At 72.0% G+C, this 15,098-nt stretch carries 17 protein-coding genes and 1 pseudogene; 11 read left to right on the top strand and 7 right to left on the bottom strand.

The genetic code is table 11. The features are described from left to right. Positions 1-60 precede the first annotated feature (60 nt). Both AB0B48_RS25705 and AB0B48_RS25700 read left to right on the top strand, forming a co-directional pair. Positions 61-651 carry a DinB family protein gene (locus AB0B48_RS25705; protein ID WP_355006956.1) on the top strand — a complete coding sequence of 197 codons (591 nt, stop codon included), beginning with the start codon at positions 61-63 and terminating at the stop codon, positions 649-651. Next, complete coding sequence (locus AB0B48_RS25700) at positions 648-1,304, top strand: hypothetical protein (protein ID WP_357205962.1); 657 nt, start codon at positions 648-650, stop codon at positions 1,302-1,304. The genes AB0B48_RS25705 and AB0B48_RS25700 overlap by 4 nt, the downstream gene beginning before the upstream one ends. 21 nt (positions 1,305-1,325) lie before the next feature. Here AB0B48_RS25700 and AB0B48_RS25695 read toward each other — a convergent pair whose 3' ends face one another. Next, the gene (locus tag AB0B48_RS25695) at positions 1,326-2,372 is read right to left on the bottom strand and encodes a serine hydrolase (RefSeq protein ID WP_357205960.1); all 1,047 of its coding nucleotides are present in this window, start codon (positions 2,370-2,372) and stop codon (positions 1,326-1,328) included. A gap of 98 nt (positions 2,373-2,470) precedes the next feature. On the opposite strand from AB0B48_RS25695, the gene AB0B48_RS25690 reads away from it, so the two are divergent. Continuing rightward, positions 2,471-3,340, top strand: coding sequence for a fructosamine kinase family protein (locus AB0B48_RS25690; protein ID WP_357205957.1), 870 nt, complete (start codon positions 2,471-2,473; stop codon positions 3,338-3,340). A 126-nt stretch (positions 3,341-3,466) separates the two neighbouring features. Then, positions 3,467-4,669 carry an MFS transporter gene (locus tag AB0B48_RS25685; RefSeq protein ID WP_357205954.1) on the top strand — a complete coding sequence of 401 codons (1,203 nt, stop codon included), beginning with the start codon at positions 3,467-3,469 and terminating at the stop codon, positions 4,667-4,669. A gap of 30 nt (positions 4,670-4,699) precedes the next feature. Here AB0B48_RS25685 and AB0B48_RS25680 read toward each other — a convergent pair. After that, positions 4,700-5,830: pseudogene (locus tag AB0B48_RS25680) on the bottom strand (MFS transporter); the annotation flags it as partial. Between the two features lie 108 nt (positions 5,831-5,938). Between AB0B48_RS25680 and AB0B48_RS25675 the strand changes: the two are divergent. After that, a complete protein-coding gene (locus tag AB0B48_RS25675) occupies positions 5,939-6,781 on the top strand; it encodes a LysR family transcriptional regulator (protein ID WP_355006962.1) in 843 nt (280 codons plus the stop codon). 16 nt (positions 6,782-6,797) lie between these two features. Here the strand turns inward: AB0B48_RS25675 and AB0B48_RS25670 are convergent, their stop codons facing one another. Beyond that, the gene (locus AB0B48_RS25670) at positions 6,798-7,253 is read right to left on the bottom strand and encodes a hypothetical protein (RefSeq protein ID WP_357205951.1); all 456 of its coding nucleotides are present in this window, start codon (positions 7,251-7,253) and stop codon (positions 6,798-6,800) included. Next, complete coding sequence (locus AB0B48_RS25665; RefSeq protein WP_357205948.1) at positions 7,250-7,651, bottom strand: DUF6069 family protein; 402 nt, start codon at positions 7,649-7,651, stop codon at positions 7,250-7,252. Before AB0B48_RS25665 ends, AB0B48_RS25670 begins: the two co-directional genes overlap by 4 nt. Positions 7,652-7,842: 191 nt before the next feature. Between AB0B48_RS25665 and AB0B48_RS25660 the strand changes: the two genes are divergently transcribed. Next, positions 7,843-8,943, top strand: a complete 1,101-nt coding sequence (locus tag AB0B48_RS25660) for a histidine kinase (protein WP_357205945.1) — start codon at positions 7,843-7,845, stop codon at positions 8,941-8,943. After that, positions 8,940-9,593 (top strand): response regulator transcription factor, encoded by a 654-nt coding sequence (locus AB0B48_RS25655; RefSeq protein WP_355006966.1) that lies wholly within the window; start codon positions 8,940-8,942, stop codon positions 9,591-9,593. The genes AB0B48_RS25660 and AB0B48_RS25655 overlap by 4 nt, the downstream gene beginning before the upstream one ends. A 13-nt stretch (positions 9,594-9,606) precedes the next feature. Here the strand turns inward: AB0B48_RS25655 and AB0B48_RS25650 are convergent, their stop codons facing one another. Continuing rightward, positions 9,607-10,077 carry a VTT domain-containing protein gene (locus AB0B48_RS25650; protein ID WP_357205941.1) on the bottom strand — a complete coding sequence of 157 codons (471 nt, stop codon included), beginning with the start codon at positions 10,075-10,077 and terminating at the stop codon, positions 9,607-9,609. After that, positions 10,074-10,667, bottom strand: a complete 594-nt coding sequence (locus tag AB0B48_RS25645; RefSeq protein ID WP_357205938.1) for a CDP-alcohol phosphatidyltransferase family protein — start codon at positions 10,665-10,667, stop codon at positions 10,074-10,076. The genes AB0B48_RS25650 and AB0B48_RS25645 overlap by 4 nt, the downstream gene beginning before the upstream one ends. A gap of 138 nt (positions 10,668-10,805) precedes the next feature. Between AB0B48_RS25645 and AB0B48_RS25640 the strand changes: the two genes are divergently transcribed. From AB0B48_RS25640 to AB0B48_RS25630, 3 genes are all read left to right on the top strand, one after another. Further along, positions 10,806-11,912: a sensor histidine kinase gene (locus AB0B48_RS25640; protein WP_357205935.1), complete on the top strand. Its 1,107-nt coding sequence runs from the start codon at positions 10,806-10,808 to the stop codon at positions 11,910-11,912. Next, positions 11,909-12,556 carry a response regulator transcription factor gene (locus AB0B48_RS25635; RefSeq protein ID WP_357205933.1) on the top strand — a complete coding sequence of 216 codons (648 nt, stop codon included), beginning with the start codon at positions 11,909-11,911 and terminating at the stop codon, positions 12,554-12,556. Before AB0B48_RS25640 ends, AB0B48_RS25635 begins: the two co-directional genes overlap by 4 nt. A 123-nt stretch (positions 12,557-12,679) precedes the next feature. Next, complete coding sequence (locus AB0B48_RS25630; protein WP_357205930.1) at positions 12,680-13,543, top strand: TIGR03620 family F420-dependent LLM class oxidoreductase; 864 nt, start codon at positions 12,680-12,682, stop codon at positions 13,541-13,543. 66 nt (positions 13,544-13,609) lie between these two features. Here AB0B48_RS25630 and AB0B48_RS25625 read toward each other — a convergent pair whose 3' ends face one another. Further along, a complete protein-coding gene (locus AB0B48_RS25625; RefSeq protein WP_357205927.1) occupies positions 13,610-14,515 on the bottom strand; it encodes an oxidoreductase in 906 nt (301 codons plus the stop codon). Positions 14,516-14,552: 37 nt separating this feature from the next. Here AB0B48_RS25625 and AB0B48_RS25620 point away from each other — a divergent pair, with 37 nt between their 5' ends. Further along, positions 14,553-14,996, top strand: a complete 444-nt coding sequence (locus tag AB0B48_RS25620) for a MerR family transcriptional regulator (RefSeq protein ID WP_355006974.1) — start codon at positions 14,553-14,555, stop codon at positions 14,994-14,996. The last annotated feature ends 102 nt before the right edge of the window (positions 14,997-15,098 follow it).

Raw genomic sequence — 15,098 nt, 5'->3', positions numbered from 1 at the left:
GGGCGCCGCGCCCCCGCCCCCGCCCCCCCGAGGCTCAGCGGATAGGGAAGACTGGCGCGCATGGCTGATCTGAGCGATGCGAAGGCCGCCCTGCACCACTACCTCCGGGGCAACCGCGAAGACCTCATCTGGAAGCTCGACGGGCTCAGCGAACGGGAGGTCAGGCTGCCCCGCACGGCGACCGGAAACAACCTGCTGGGCGTGGCCAAGCACTGCCTCAACGTCGAGGCCGGCTACTTCGGGCCCACCTTCGGCCGCGAGTTCCCGACGCCCGACGAGCTGGTCCCGCTGGCGGCGTTCGACGAGGACCCGCAGGCCGACTGGTACGCCCGTGAGGACGAGACGAAGGACGGGCTGATCGACCTGTACCGCCGGGTCGGGGCGTTCGCCGACCAGACGATCGAGCAGCTGCCGCTCGACGCGCCGGGGCAGGTGCCGTGGTGGCAGCCAGGTCGGCAGGACGTGACGCTACAGCGGATCATCATCCACGTGACCTGCGACCTCGCCCGCCACGCCGGGCACGCCGACATCATGCGCGAACAGCACGACACGGTGGTCGGCCTCGGGCGGAACAACAGCAACATCCCCGACGACTACGACTGGCCGGCGTATGTCAGCAAGCTGACGAAGCTTGCCGACCAGTTCGGGTGATCGGCAAAGCTGCCGGCCTGCGAGACGACCTCAACCAGATCGAAGCGGCCTTCCGGGGCACACCCCTGGCCGGCCTGCCGATCGGGCACGGCCCGTCGGGCACCATCCTCGTCGCCGACGTCGACCCCGACCGTCTGCACGAGGTCTGGCAGGCTGCTGAGGCGCTGGTCCCGGTCATCGGACGCCGGCCCGTCATGGTCACCGACGATTTCGACGACGCGCTGACGATCCGGTCCGAGCCCGAGCAGGGCCCGTCGGAGTCGCAGCTGCGCACGTTCGTCGAGGCGGCGGCGTCTTCCGAGCCCTGGCTGACCTACCGCCACAACAGCGAGGACCAACAGGTCGACGAGGACGAGATCGGGTTCTACGCGCGGGGTACGACCGGCGTCGACCTGACCGACCTGGTGCCAGACGTGGTGCTGCCGACACCAGTCTCGGTGCTGGAGCGGGCGCTGTACGACCGGCTGCTCGCCGACGCCGACCTGCACGCCGAGGTGCTTGGCAACGTGCGGCTCGTGACGCAGACCGGCGACGAGGTGTGGGCTGCCGCCGGTCAGCTCAAGGCCCTCGCTCCGAACCTCGAACTGAGCCGATGGGAGGTGGCCGTCGCCCTGCCGGCCGGTGACGCCTGGTTCGTCCACAACCGACCCTGACCGATACGGTCCTCACGCAGTTCAGCCCTCGTCAACCCGCGCCGTCGTGACGGTACGAGAGACTTCCCGGATCAGATCGAGCGGTTCCTCGGTCCAGTGGGAGGCGAGGACGAGCTCCCGGGCCGGGTCGACCCACAGCAGGTGCCGTCCGCCGTTGCCCCGGGCACTGCGGCCGGTGGACGGGGCTCCGGGCCAGGGCACCTGCTCATCGTTGAGCCACCACAGATAGCCGTACTCCCGTTTGACCGGGCACGGGGCCCAGGACTGGTCGACCCATTCGGCGCTGAGCAGCCGGGTCCCCGCATGGGTCCCGCGGTCCAGGAAGAGCTGCCCGATCAGAGCCAGGTCCCGGGCCGGGACGATCAGTCCCCCACCCCAGTGCGCGCCGCCGGAGACCACCTCGACCCGGCGACCGTCGAGATCGACGACGCTCGTCCGGTACCCGTGCCACGACCACCGGTCCGAGGCGCCCACCGGGTCCATGACCCGCTCCCGCAGCACCTCCGGCAGCGCCGTGCGCAACAGCAGCGTCAGCGCGTACGCGAGCAGGTTCATCCGTACGTCGTTGTACGCCCACCCCTGGCCCGGGGGTGTGCCGTGCACCTCGGTCCGCTCGCGGAAGCTCTGCGCGTCGACGCTCGTCGGCTTACCCCACAGCTCGCCCTCCCACTGGCTCGACTGTTGCAGCAGATGACGCCAGGTGATCTGCTCGTTGTGCGGTCCCCGGAACTCGGATACGTCGACGACCTGGTGCACCGGTTGGTCCGGCACCAGCAGCCCGTCGTCGAAGGCCAGGCCGGCCACCACCGACACGACCGACTTGGTGACGCTGAACGCCATCTCCGGGACGTCCGGGTCGCCCCAGGCCGCGACCTCCCGACCGCCGACCCGGACGACACCACTGGCTCCACTGGCGGCCCGCAGCGGGCCGACGACCTCACGGTGGCTCGCGTCGGCGACCTGTGCGGCCAGGTAGGTCTCGATGTCGACGGCGTCGCTGGTCCACCGGGTGCCGAACTCCTGGAGGGTCCGCTCCAGCCGTTGCTGATCCACCGCCACATCACCCATGCCCAGCAGTGTCCAACACCCCGGCCGCCGGCCGGGCGATCCGTGACCAGCCACATAGGATCGGGCGACCTCGTACGCCGGAGATGAGGAGCGTCCCCGTGACCCTGCTGGAACGTCTGCACCTGGCCGGTATGCGCGAGGTCGTCGCTGTGCGGCCGGTGACCGGCGGGCTGGCGGCTCTCGCGGGCATCGCCACCCGCCGGGATGCCCCGCCGGTGTTCGTCAAGGCGTTCGCCGACCCGCCGGCCGACGACGTCTTCGTCGCCGAGGCCGAAGGGCTGACCGCACTGCGCGACCTGGGCGGCGTGGCGACACCCGAGGTGATCCTGGCGGATCGGGACGTACTGGTGTTGTCGGTGTTGAGCGAGAGGCCGCGCAGCGGGGCCTTCTGGGAGCAGTTCGCACACCTGCTCGCCCGCCTGCACCTGAGCACGACCCATCCCCGTTTCGGCTGGCACCACGACAACTGGCTGGGCCGTCGCCGTCAGGTCAACACGTGGAACGACGACGGCTTCGCCTTCTTCGCCGAGCACCGGCTGCTGCGTTGGCTCGACGAGCCCCGCGTCGAGGCCGCGCTCGACGCGGAGGACCGGTCGGCGCTGGAACGGCTCTGCGACCGGCTGCCCGACCTGCTGCCGGAGCGTCCGGCGTGCCTGACGCACGGCGACCTGTGGGCACAGAACGTCCTGGCCACCACGGACGGAGAGCCTGCGCTGATCGACCCGGCCGTGTCGTACCTGTGGGCCGAGGTCGACCTCGCGCACGTGTGGTCCACCTCACCTCCGCCCGAGGCACGACGGATGTTCGACGTCTACGCGGAGCTGACCTCGCTCGACGCCGACTGGGAGGCCCGGATGCCGGTCATCCAGCTGCGACAACACCTCGCCGTGCTGGCCCAGTTCGACGACGACTGGGGCGCGGCCGACCAGATCCGCGCCGTCCTGGCCCCGTTCCGGACGCGATCCTGACCCGGAGGGCCGGCCGCCGAGCGCGGCGGATGGCCCTGCCAGGTGATCCGTTCCACGGCAGCCGAGACCCGTCGCGAGCGGGGTCGGCCCTCGATTACGGTGACCCACGGGATTGGGGGGTGGATCATGGCACCGGAGGTGTCGCCGCGAAGGGCCAGGGCTGTGCTCGTCACGCTCTCCCTCGCCGCGTTCGCGTTCATCACGACCGAGCTGCTGCCCGTCGGTCTGATGACCCGCATGGCACCCGATCTGGACCGGTCCCGCTCACAGGTGGGTCTGCTGGTCAGTGGGTACGCCGTGGTGGTGGTGCTGGCGTCCGTGCCGCTGACCCGACTGACTCAGCGCGTCCCCCGGCGGCACCTGCTCGGCGTCACGATGCTCCTGTTCGCCGTCGCGAACGCCGCCGCCGCGCTCGCGCCGACGTACGCCGTGCTGGCCGGCTCCCGCCTGGTCACCGCCCTCGCCCAGGCGCTGTTCTGGTCCGTCGCCACGGCGACCGTGATCGGGCCGTTCCCGGTCGCGGTGCGTGGTCGGGCGGTGGCGCTGTTCGCGACCGGAGCGACGCTCGCCCCGGTGCTCGGCGTACCCTTCGGCACCTGGATCGGGCAGCAGGCCGGCTGGCGCGCGGCGTTCGCGGTGCTGGCCGGGATCGGTGTGGCGATCGCCGCCGCGGTGCTGCTCCTTCTCCCCTCCTATCCCCCGGCCGCCGGCGGCGCCGCCCGGGGCAGCGCACCGGACGGGCGGCGCTTCGCCGTCCTGCTGATCGCCACCGCCCTCGGCATCGGCGGCTTCATGACCCTGCAGACCTACGTGACACCGTTCCTGCTCGACGTCAGCGGCTTCGCCGACGCGGTGCTGGCGCCGTTGCTGTTCGTCTCCGGCGCGGCGGGCGTCGTCGGCACCCTGGTCGCGGCCCGGACCCTGGACACCCGACCGGTCGCTTCGCTGATGACGCCGCTGGCCATCGGCACGGCCTCGCTGCTCGGGCTCTACGGGCTCGGCGAGCTCAAGCCGGGCGTGGTCGCGCTGCTCGCCGGGATCGGTCTTGCGTACGCGGCCTTCGGCTCCGCAGTGCAGAACCGGATGCTGCAACTGGCCCCGGGCAGCACCGACATCGCGTCGGCCGGGGTCAGCACCGCCTTCAACGCCGGCATCGCCGGCGGATCACTGCTCGGCGGTGCCCTCCTGCCCACCTCGGGGGCACTACCGCTGGCGCTCGCCGGCGGGCTGCTGACGCTGGCCGCCCTCACGTTGCTCGCCGTGGACGCCCGTCGCCACCGCACCGCACCCGCCAGCCGTGTCTCCGACCTCCATGGACAAAACACCTAGACCTGCGGTTGTCCCCGGCATCGCCCGGCGACGTTGTCGCGCGGGTGATCGGCGGGACAGCAGGTATCCGGTCCCCGCGGCGGCCAGGCCGGCAAGCCCGGCCACCGCGAAACCGGCCGCCGGCACGGAGAGGTCGATCGCCACACCGATGAGCGGGGATCCGAGCGCGAAACCGGCGCTCTGCGCCGACGATTGCAGACCCGTCACCTCGCCGCGTGCCCCGGGCGGCGCCAGGCGGCTCACCGCGTCGGCCACCGAGCCGAGGGTCGGCGCGGTGAGGAGGCCACTTCCCACGACGGCCACGCACAGCCAGGGCCAGTCGTGGGCCAGTCCGGCGGGAGTCGTCACGAGCCCGAGCAGGGTGAGCAGCAGCCAGGTGGGCAGCGGGCGGGGCAGCGCGCCGTAGACCAGCCCGCCGATGACCGACGACACGCCGAACACCACGACGACCACGGCGGCCCAGGACACCTGACCCGCCTCCCGCAGCGTGGCGACGATGGCGAGATCGATGCCGCTGAGCAGCGTCGTCGTCCCGAACGCCATCGTCAGCGCGGCGACCATCCTCGCGCTCAACCACTGCCGCCGTGGGGGTCGTTCCGCGGCGGCGGCCTCCGCCTCGTCCCGGGCGTGCATCGGTGGGTTGAGCACGGCGATGCCGACGCCGCCGGCCAGGATCGCGGCGCCGACCCCCCAGGCCACCACGTCGGGGGACACCGTCGCCGCGCCCAGGATCACCACCGCCGGCCCCACGATGTACGACAGCTCGCCCTGCACGGCTTCCAGCGCGAACGCGGCCCGGCGCTGCTCCGACGTCGTCATCGCGGCGATCGCCTGCCTGCTCACCGCCTGGGCCGGCACCATCAGCAGGCCCGCCCCGAAGCTGGCGACCAGCAGGAACCCGTACGGCAGGGCCGGCACGCCCAGCCAGAACACGACCTGCGCGCCGGCGGTCACCAGTAGGACGGGACGCAGGCCCCGCGAATCGATCATGCGGCCGAGCAGCGGCCCGCCCAGTGCCACTCCGGCGGTCAGCGCCGCCGCGACCCCACCCGCTGCCGCGTAACTCAGTTCCAGGCCGAGGACGACGAAGAGAGTCAGCGCCATCACGTCGGCGGTTATCGCGGTACGGGCGAGCAGTGAGACGCCCAGCAGCGGTGCCATCCCTGGCACGGCGAGCACCTGCCGGTAACTGGTCACCCGTCTGACGCTAGCCCCGCCCGCACGCCATAAGAAGACGTCATCTTGTTGAGGCTGGCATAATGAATCCTTATGGCAAGGGACCTGGAGACCGCCCTGCTGCGGTCGTTCGTCGCCGCCGTACGGGAAGGCAGCATCAGCCGTGCCGCGACCGCGCTCGGGCAGACCCAGCCCGGTCTCAGCCAACAGCTGCGCAAGCTCGAAACCGTCGTCGGTCGACCGCTGCTACACCGGTCGTCGTCCGGTGTCTCACCGACCCGGGCGGGCGAAGAGATCCTGCCGTACGCCGAACGCATCCTCGCGCTCTCCGCACAGGCACTCGCCGAGACCGGCCGGGCGCTCACCGGCCACTGTGGCGTCGGGTTGCTCGAAGACCTCGCCGCGTCCCACCTTCCGCAGGCCCTCGCCGACCTCGCCCGGCTGCATCCCGGCGCGACGCTGGAGGTGCTCAGCTGCTCCAACGCCGCCATGCGGGAGGCGTACGACGCGGGACGCGTCCAACTCGTGCTCGACGCGGTACCGGACATTCCCGGACCGCCCCGCTGGACGGTGCGCGCCCCGCTGGTCTGGGCGACCGGGCAGGGCGTGGACGTGGCCGCCGACCCGCTGCCGGTGGTGCTCTTCTCCAACCCGTGCTCCTGGCGTACGTCGGTGCTGGACGCCCTGGAGCGTGCCGATCGGCGTTGGCGGGTGGCCTTCGAAAGCAACAGCCTGGTCGGGGTGCTCGCCGCGGTACGGGCCGGGCTCGGCGTGGCGGCGCTCATGCCCGCGAACCTCGAACCGGCCATGATCTGCCGGGACACCGATGCCCTGCCCGTCCTGCCGGACGTCGAGTTCGGTCTCGCCCGGCACCCCCGCACCGATGGTGATCCGCTGATCGACGCCGTGGAGACAGTGCTCCGTCGCCTCGTCTGAGCACGCGCCTGAGCGGTCACCCACTCGCCCCGCTGACGACCGCCATCATGATCAGGAAGCGTCGCCGCCGCTGACTCGTCAGCGCGAAACAGGCGGTGAGCACCACCAGCTCCAGTTCGGCCCACTCACCGGTGACGTCGACGCGGATCGGCCCGCCGCGTCGACCGGGGAGGCGCACCGCGAGGCGGTGCCCGTCGCGTACCAGTTCACCGCCGCAGCGACCGGGCGCCCAGTGGGCCACCCCGCCGGGCCCTGGCACGTGCGACCGGCGCGGGTCGAGCCGCACCGGCACGCCGTGCTCGCCCCGGGCGGTGAACCCGATGCGTCGGCGGTCGGTCGGTGCGACAGTCCAGCGGCCCGTGCCGGTGCGGATCTCGCCGCACCGCCAGGTCCAGCCGGTACGCAGCGAAGCGCGCGCCCCGGAGTCGAGGACGAAGGCCCCGTCCTGTTTGCGTACGGTCAGCGTGGTCATCGGCTCGCCGTGCCCGGGCGCGACCGGGGCAGGCCGAGGATGAGGATGACGCCGACGCTCACGTGCAGCAGCGCGAGGGTCGCCTTCGCTCCCCCGCCGACGCCACTCGGCGGCCCGAGCACGAGTGACAGCAGCAGGACGGCGACCGCGATCGAGGTCCACCAGACGCGGGAGCGGTTGGTGCGGCGTTCCAGCACCGCGAGCAGCGCCCAGCCGGCCAATGCCGCGACGGCGGTGGCCACGATGACCGCTGCCACCGTGATCTGTCGGGTCGAGTTCGCCGACCTGACCGCCAGGTCGACGCCGGCCGCCGAGCGCAGGAGCGCGAACTCGACCACCGCCACCACGATCGCGCCGGCCGTCACCGCGGCCCGTCCCAGGAGAAGGTTGTTTGTCATGGCCTGAGTCTGTGGACCTGGCGGGGCCGGACGCGTCGGTCCAGAAGCCGCGGCGGGTACGTCCGCTGGCGGCCAGGCGTACTACCAAAGGAGGTGGTCCTGCCTGCCGCGAGCCCAGTAGCGTGCGCCATGTGGATGCGGCGATGTGCGAGGTCAGGCCGCCGCGGACGTGGCGTTCCGTCCCGGTGGTCGTGACGACCGTGGCGATCGGCGTCCTCGTCGCGACCATGCTGTGGTCCGCCACCCGCTCCAGCTCCGCCGGCCTGGTCGGCCTCGACGTCGCGCTGGCGGTGGCCTCCCTGGCCCTCGTCCCGGTGGTCGTCCGCCGCCCGCAGGTCGGTGGTGTGCTGGCCGGCCTGCTCGTCGCGCTGTCTCCGGTGGCCACGCCGGTGGCCAGCTTCGCGGTGCTGTTCATCGCGCGTAACCGGCCGTTTCGGCAAGCGGCGGCGGTGGCGGCGGTCGGCGTGGCGGGCGAGGCGGTGCAGGCGCTCTGGCGGCCGGTGCCCAGCCTTCCGTACGGGTGGCGGCTGGTGCTGATGACGATCGCCTACGCGGCCCTGCTCGGCTGGGGCACCTGGGCGCAGGCCCGCAACGCCCTGCTGGCGGCGCTGCGGGACCGGGCCCGACGGGCCGAGCGGGAGCAGGAACGACGGGTCGACGAGGCGCGGGCGGCGGAGCGCAACCGGATCGCGCGGGAGATGCACGACGTGCTGGCCCACCGGCTGTCCCTGCTGGCGGCGGCTGCCGGCGCGATGGAGTACCGGCCGGACGCGCCGCCGGAGCGGCTCAGCGCTGCCGCCGGGGTGATCCGGGCCAGCGCACACCACGCCCTCGACGAGCTGCGCGAGGTCATCACCCTGCTGCGCAGCGACGACACCGAGTCGCCGACCGACGCGCCACCCGGGCAGACCCTCGCCAACCTGCCGCGCCTGGTCGACGAGGCGCGGGCCGCCGGGCAACAGATCGAGGTCGACGACCCGTTCGGCCCGCCGGTCGAGATCCCAGCGACGGTTGGCCGCACCGCGTACCGGATCGCGCAGGAGGCACTGACGAACGCCCGCAAACACGCCGCCGGTCAGCCGGTCCGGCTGGTGCTCGGCGGCGCGCCCGGCACCGGGCTGAGCATCGCGGTGAGCAACCCGACCACGCCCGACAGCGGTGCCGCCGGTAGCGCCGGTACCGGTCTGATCGGCCTCGCCGAGCGGGCTGCGCTCGCCGGCGGTCGGGTCGCCCACCACGTCGACGCCGGAGGTCGGTTCCACCTCACCGCGTGGCTGCCGTGGCCGAGGTGACGGCTCCGATCCGGGTCGTCATCGTCGACGACGATCCTCTCGTACGGGGAATGCTCACGCTGATGCTCGACGGCGCCGACGGGATCGTCGTGGTGGGCGAGGCCGCCGACGGCGCCACGGCGATCACGGCGGTGGATCGGCACCTGCCCGACGTGGTGCTGATGGACATCAGGATGCCCGGCGTCAACGGCATCACCGCCACCGAACGCCTGCGCCGCCGCCACCGGCCACCCGAGATCATCGTGCTCACCACGTTCGACACTGACGAGCACGTGCTGCGGGCGCTCCGAGCCGGCGCGAGCGGCTTCCTGCTCAAGGACACTCCGCCCGAGCAGATCAGCCAGGCGGTCCGCTCAGTGGCGGCCGGCAACCCGATGCTGTCGCCGGGTGTGACGCGCCGCCTCATGCAGCGGGTCGCGTCGGGGGCCGAGTCCTACGAGCAGGCGCACGAGCGGCTTGCCCTGCTCACGCCCCGGGAACGCGACGTCGTGCTGGCCATCGCGCAGGGTCGCTCCAACGCCGAGATCGCCAGCGAACTGCTGATGAGCGTGACGACCGTGAAGGCGCACGTCTCGCACATCCTGACCAAGCTGGACCTCGACAACCGCACCCAGATCGCCCTGCTCGCCCACGACGGTCGGCTCCTCTGACGGGGAGCCGGGGTCAGGCCAGCACCGCTGGCAGCACGAGCAATGCGAAACGGATCACCCGCCCGGCGAGGCAGGCGACGGCGAACTCCCAGCGTCGAAGGCCCGCGGTGCCGGCGGCGAGGCTGACGACGGCCAGCGGTGGAACTCCGACCGCGGCGGAGGCCAGCACGGTCGGCAGGGCCGTGCGGCGGCGGGAGAGCCAGCGTCGGATCGGCTCGGTCCACCGCGCCGCCCGAGTCGCCGCCCGACCTGACTTTGCCCGCTTCGCGATCTTCAGGGCCAGCCGCCCCGACCCACGACGCGCCGACTCGAACAGCAGCAGCTTGCCGGCAGTCTGCCCGAGTGCCAGGGCGAGCACGGCGACGAGAGCGTGGCCGCCGCGCTGCCCGGCGACCACGGCGTAGGCCTCGGCGTTGACGATCGGGACGAGCGCCGACGCGACACCGTAGCCGAGCGCCACCACGGCCTCGACGAGGCTGCTCACGCCCGGCCGTCCCGTTCGAGCAGCCGGACCACCGCGGCGACCGACCACAGCTTGACCGCCACGACGGCGACGGCGACGCCCAGCGCGAGCAGGTACTGGCCGAACGCGATGGCGCCGATGACGCCGGCGGTGTTGGCGACCTTGGCCAGCGGCGACCAGTTCAACGCCCACACCCGCCGGTCGACCAGGTGGAAGTAGTTGGGGCTGAGCACCGGCCAGCACAGGAACGCCAGCGACAGCATGGTGTCCAGCACCAGGAACGAGAGCAGGAAGACCACTGCCACGAGCGCGACGTCCGGCACGAGGGACACCAGGCCGACGCAGAGTACGGCGGTGCACGCCCGGTCGCTCACGATGTCGAAGACGGCCCCCGCCCGGGTCTCCTGGCCGAGTCGGCGGGCAGCCCAGCCGTCGAGCACGTCACCGAGCCAGTAGATACCGTACGATACCGCCATCAATGCCACCGACCCGGAGACGAGGGCCACGATCCCGACGGCGACAGCGGCGACCGTGCGAACGGCGGTGATGTAGTTGGGAACCGTACGAAGCGGGCCGACGGTCATGGCGGCGCGGGAGTCGACGAGAGTCACCTCCGCAGAGTCGTCCGGCGAGCGTTCTCGCGGAACGTGCCGCAGTGCCGTTCCGGTTCCGAGGGCGGTACCGGGGTGCCGGCCGATCCGGTACCCGGGTACTGGCCGGTCTTCCGGCCCGTCACGGAGACTGTGCTGGTGCTGACAGGAATCCGCGAACGGCTGCGCGACCCCGGGCGGGTGCGCCGGCTCGCGTACGGTGCTACGGCTTTGATCATCGTGGCCGTGGTCACCACCGTCGAGGACGGCGTGTCCGTGCCGGCGGGCTGGGCGTGGCTGGTGCTGCCGGTCGGCCTCGGGGCCACCGCGCTGCGCCCCCGATACCGCACCGCGGTCTTCGCGGTCTGCGCGGGTTTCGTGGCGATCGTGAGCACCGGAGAGTCGGTGCAGCTGGGCCTCGCGGCAGCCGGCCTGGTGTTCGTCTCGGTCTGTGAGGACCCGGCCCGAAACCCATGGCTGGGGTGGGTGGTTGGCCTGATCGGCGCGACCGGCGCCCTCACCATCGCGCTGCTCAACGAGCGAGGGGTGTACGAGCAGCCGCTCTTCTTCGTGACGGCCGGCTACCTTGTCGCGGTCCTGTTCCGATCGTGGTCACGTGGCTTCGCCCTGGCCCGGGAGACGGGTGAGCTACGCGAGGAGGCGGCCTGGCGCGAGCAGCGTGCCAACCTGGCCCGCGAGCTGCATGACGTGGTCGGCCACCACGTCACCGCGATGGTGGTGCAGGCCGAGGCGGGCCAGCTCAGTGACGATCCGGGGGCGGCGCTGCGGGCGATCGCGGGTAGTGGCCGCACCGCACTGAGCGAGCTCGACACGCTCGTCGTGCACCTGCGCGATCCCACCGCGTCGATAGCGGTGAGCGCGCCGCCGCGCCTGTCCGACATCGACGAGCTGCTCGCCCAGCCGCTACGTCAACAGGGCGTGACGGTGCGGGTCGAGCTGGACCCCGACCCGGGCCTCGACGAGATCGGTGTGTTGACCGCCTACCGCATCGCCCAGGAGGCCCTCACCAACATCGCCCGGCACGCGAGAGCCACGGCGGCCTGGGTCGAGCTGATCCGGGTCGGCGACCATGTTCGCCTGCGGGTCAGCGACGACGGCATCGGCCCACCCCGCGCAGCCACGAGCGGCTCGGGATTGCTCGGCATCGGGGAACGCGTCTCCGCGCGCGGCGGGAGCTGGGAGCTGAGCCAGCGCCCCGGCGGAGGCACAGTGGTGCAGGCCAATCTTCCGGTGGTGAACCCGTGATCCGCGTCGCGGTCGCCGACGACCAGGAGTTGGTCCGGGACGGCTTCAGCCTGATCCTGCGATCTCAAGCCGACATCCAGGTCGCGGCCGAGGCGGCCGACGGGCGGCAGTTGCTCGACGCGGTGCGGCGCGACTCCCGCATCGACGTAGCCCTCGTCGACATCCGCATGCCGGTACTCGACGGCCTGCAAGCCACCCGCGAGCTGGCCAAAATCCCACACTCGCCGGCCGTCATCGTCGTCACCACCTTCGACGACGACGCCTACGTCCTGGACGCCATCGCCGCCGGCGCACGCGGATTCCTGCTCAAGCGGTCCAGCGCGCGCGACCTCATCGCCGCGGTGCGCACCGTCGCGGCCGGCGAGGCGGTCCTCTCCGCCGAGGTCACCGGCGCCGTACTCGACCGGGTCCGCGCCACCGGGCCGGCCACCCAGGTGGAGTTGGCGGCCTACCAGCTGACCGCTCGGGAGACCGACGTGCTCGCCCTGATCGGCGCCGGGCTCAACAACAACGAGATCGCCGAACGCCTCTACCTGTCGATGAGCACCGTGAAGACCCACGTGACAAACGTGCTGGCCAAGACCGGCAGCCGCGATCGTGTAGGAGCCGCCATCCTGGCGATCCAGGCCGGCCTCACACCGTGACTCAGGAGCCGCCGGGTGCCAGCCGGCTTCCCGGGCTGGCCTGCCAACCGCGGCCAGCCGTCGGGATCAGCCTTGGCGGCGTTACCCGAAGCGGTCACCGGCTGAGGGTCGTAGGGTTCCGGTATGGCACAACGACTCGTGAGCGTATGGCAACCGTTTTTCCTTGCTAGCGAGAGTCAGGGCGCGGCCATCGACGCCGCGACGGAGTTGGAGGGCCTCGGCTACTCCCGGATCTGGTTCTCCGGTGGGTTCGGCGAGAACGTCGCCCCCCGCTTCCGGGAGATCCTGGACGGGACCACGCGCATCGGGGTCGCGACCGGGATCCTCAGCATCTGGCACTCGTCGCCACCCGAGGCGGCGGCGTTCGCCAAGGACGCGGAGCAGGCGCACCCCGGCCGGTTCCTACTCGGTCTCGGCGCCAGCCACGCGGTGGTGGTGGAAAGTGGCGGCACCGACTATCGCAAGCCGTACTCACGAATGGTCGATTACCTCGACGGCCTCGACGCGGCCGGGCTTACGCCCGAGCGGCGCATCCTGGCGGCACTGGGCCCCCGGATGCTCGAACTCTCCCGCGACCGCTCGACCGGGGCGCACCCGTACTTCGTCCCTGTCGAGCACACCGCCGAAGCCCGGGCGGCAATCGGGCCCGACCGGCTGCTCGCCCCCGAGGTCGCCGTGGTCCTCGACGCGGACGCCACCACCGCGCGTGCCACCGCCCGCCAGTACACGAGCGGGTATCTCGCGCTGCCGAACTACACCAACAACCTGCGGCGGTTCGGCTGGACCGACGAGGACTTCGCCGACGGCGGCAGTGATCGCCTCGTCGACGCCCTGATCCCGTGGGGCACCGTCGAAGAGGTGGTGGCCGGGTTGGAGAAGCACTACCAGGCCGGCGCGGACGAGGTGGCGATCCAGGTGCTCAACGGAGGCGACGACACGGCGTTCCCCGCCGACGCGTTCCGCGCCCTCGCCGCGGCCCTGATCTGACCTCCGAAACCCCGGCGGCACGATCGGGGCATGCCTGTGGCGGAAGCGCCGCGACACCACTCAGGCTCACCCGACGAGGTCGAGGCCGGTCAGGTCGGCCGACAGCGCCCAGAGCCGGGCCGCTTCGCCGCTGTCGGTAGGGCTGCCATCGGTGGTGCGACAGTCCACGCAGTAGTCGCCGCCCTTCGCGTCGAGATGGGGTGACGTGGCGGCCCACACCTGGGTCGCCGCGCCCTGCTCGACCGTCTTGAACAGGCCGGGCGCGGGAGTCCCCTCCGCGTCCATCCAGCCGGCGGCGACCATTTCCTCAACCGCGAGGTGTCGTTGCAGAGGGGTGAGGATCCAGCCGGGGTTCACGGAGAAGGCGCGGACGCCGTGCGTCGCGCCGAGCATGTCGAGGTGGCGGGCGAACAGGATGTTCGCGAGCTTGGACTGGGTGTACGCCTCCCACTTGTCGTAGCCGCGGGCGAACTGCACGTCGTCCCACCGGATCCGCCACGCCGGGTCGCGTCCGGAGGCCACCGAGACGACACGAGCCGCCCCGGCGGTGGTGAGTGCGGGCCACAGCAGGTTCACCAGCGCGTAGTGGCCGAGGTGGTTGATCGCGAATTGGGCCTCCCAGCCGGGCCCCACCCGCGTCTCGGGACAGGCCATGACTCCGGCACCCGCGATCAGGATGTCCAGAGCGGGGTGGTCACGCAGGAACCGTTCGGCGAACGCGTGGACGGAAGCGAGGTCGGCCAGATCGAGCTGGTCGACCTCGACCCCGGCCACGTCGGCGAGTGCCCGCCGCGCCACGTCGGGCCGGCGAGCGGGGACGACGACCCGAGCCCCGGCCTGGGTGAGCGCGCGGGTCGTGGCGAGACCGAGGCCGGAGTAACCACCCGTGACGAGGGCGGTCCTGCCGGTGAGGTGGATTCCGGTGAGGACGTCAGCAGTAGTGCTGTGGGCACCGAACATGGTGGAGGTCATGCCGCGGACGCTAGGTGCTAGACCGAGGTCTAGGTCAATGGCTACGGTCGAGGCCATGGCGGACGGCGGCCTCAGCATCGGGCAGGTGGCTCAGCGCACCGGGTTGACCGTGCACACTCTGCGGCTCTACGAGCGTGCGGGCCTGTTGGCCAGCGACGTGCGCCGCGACGGGTCCGGCAGGCGCGTCTACAGCGCCTGGGACGTCGAGTGGCTGACGAACTGTGTGAAGTTCCGGGCCTCCGGCATGCCGCTCACGACGATCGGCCGCCTGGCCCAACTCGTCCGCGAGGGCAGCGGCAACGAGACCGAACGGCTCGAGCTGCTCCGCGAACACCAACGCCACGTCACCGAGCAGCTCACCCAACTGCAGGACTGCCTCGACCTCATCGACGCCAAGGTGGCCGGCTACGAACGACACCTCACCGCCGGCGCCTCAGGTGATCCGTGGCACGAGCAGCCCCATCCCGCGACGGGAGGATGAATGCGTGATCGGTGACCGGTGGGGCGTGACCCGGAACGAGACGACGCGGTCCTATCCCTGCGACGACTTCGTCGTCTCACCCGCACTCCAGGCATGGCGGGG

The organism is Micromonospora sp. NPDC049089, from assembly GCF_040648775.1.
In the GTDB taxonomy this organism is placed as follows: domain Bacteria; phylum Actinomycetota; class Actinomycetes; order Mycobacteriales; family Micromonosporaceae; genus Micromonospora.
This window is presented reverse-complemented; position numbering and strand designations above follow the sequence as displayed.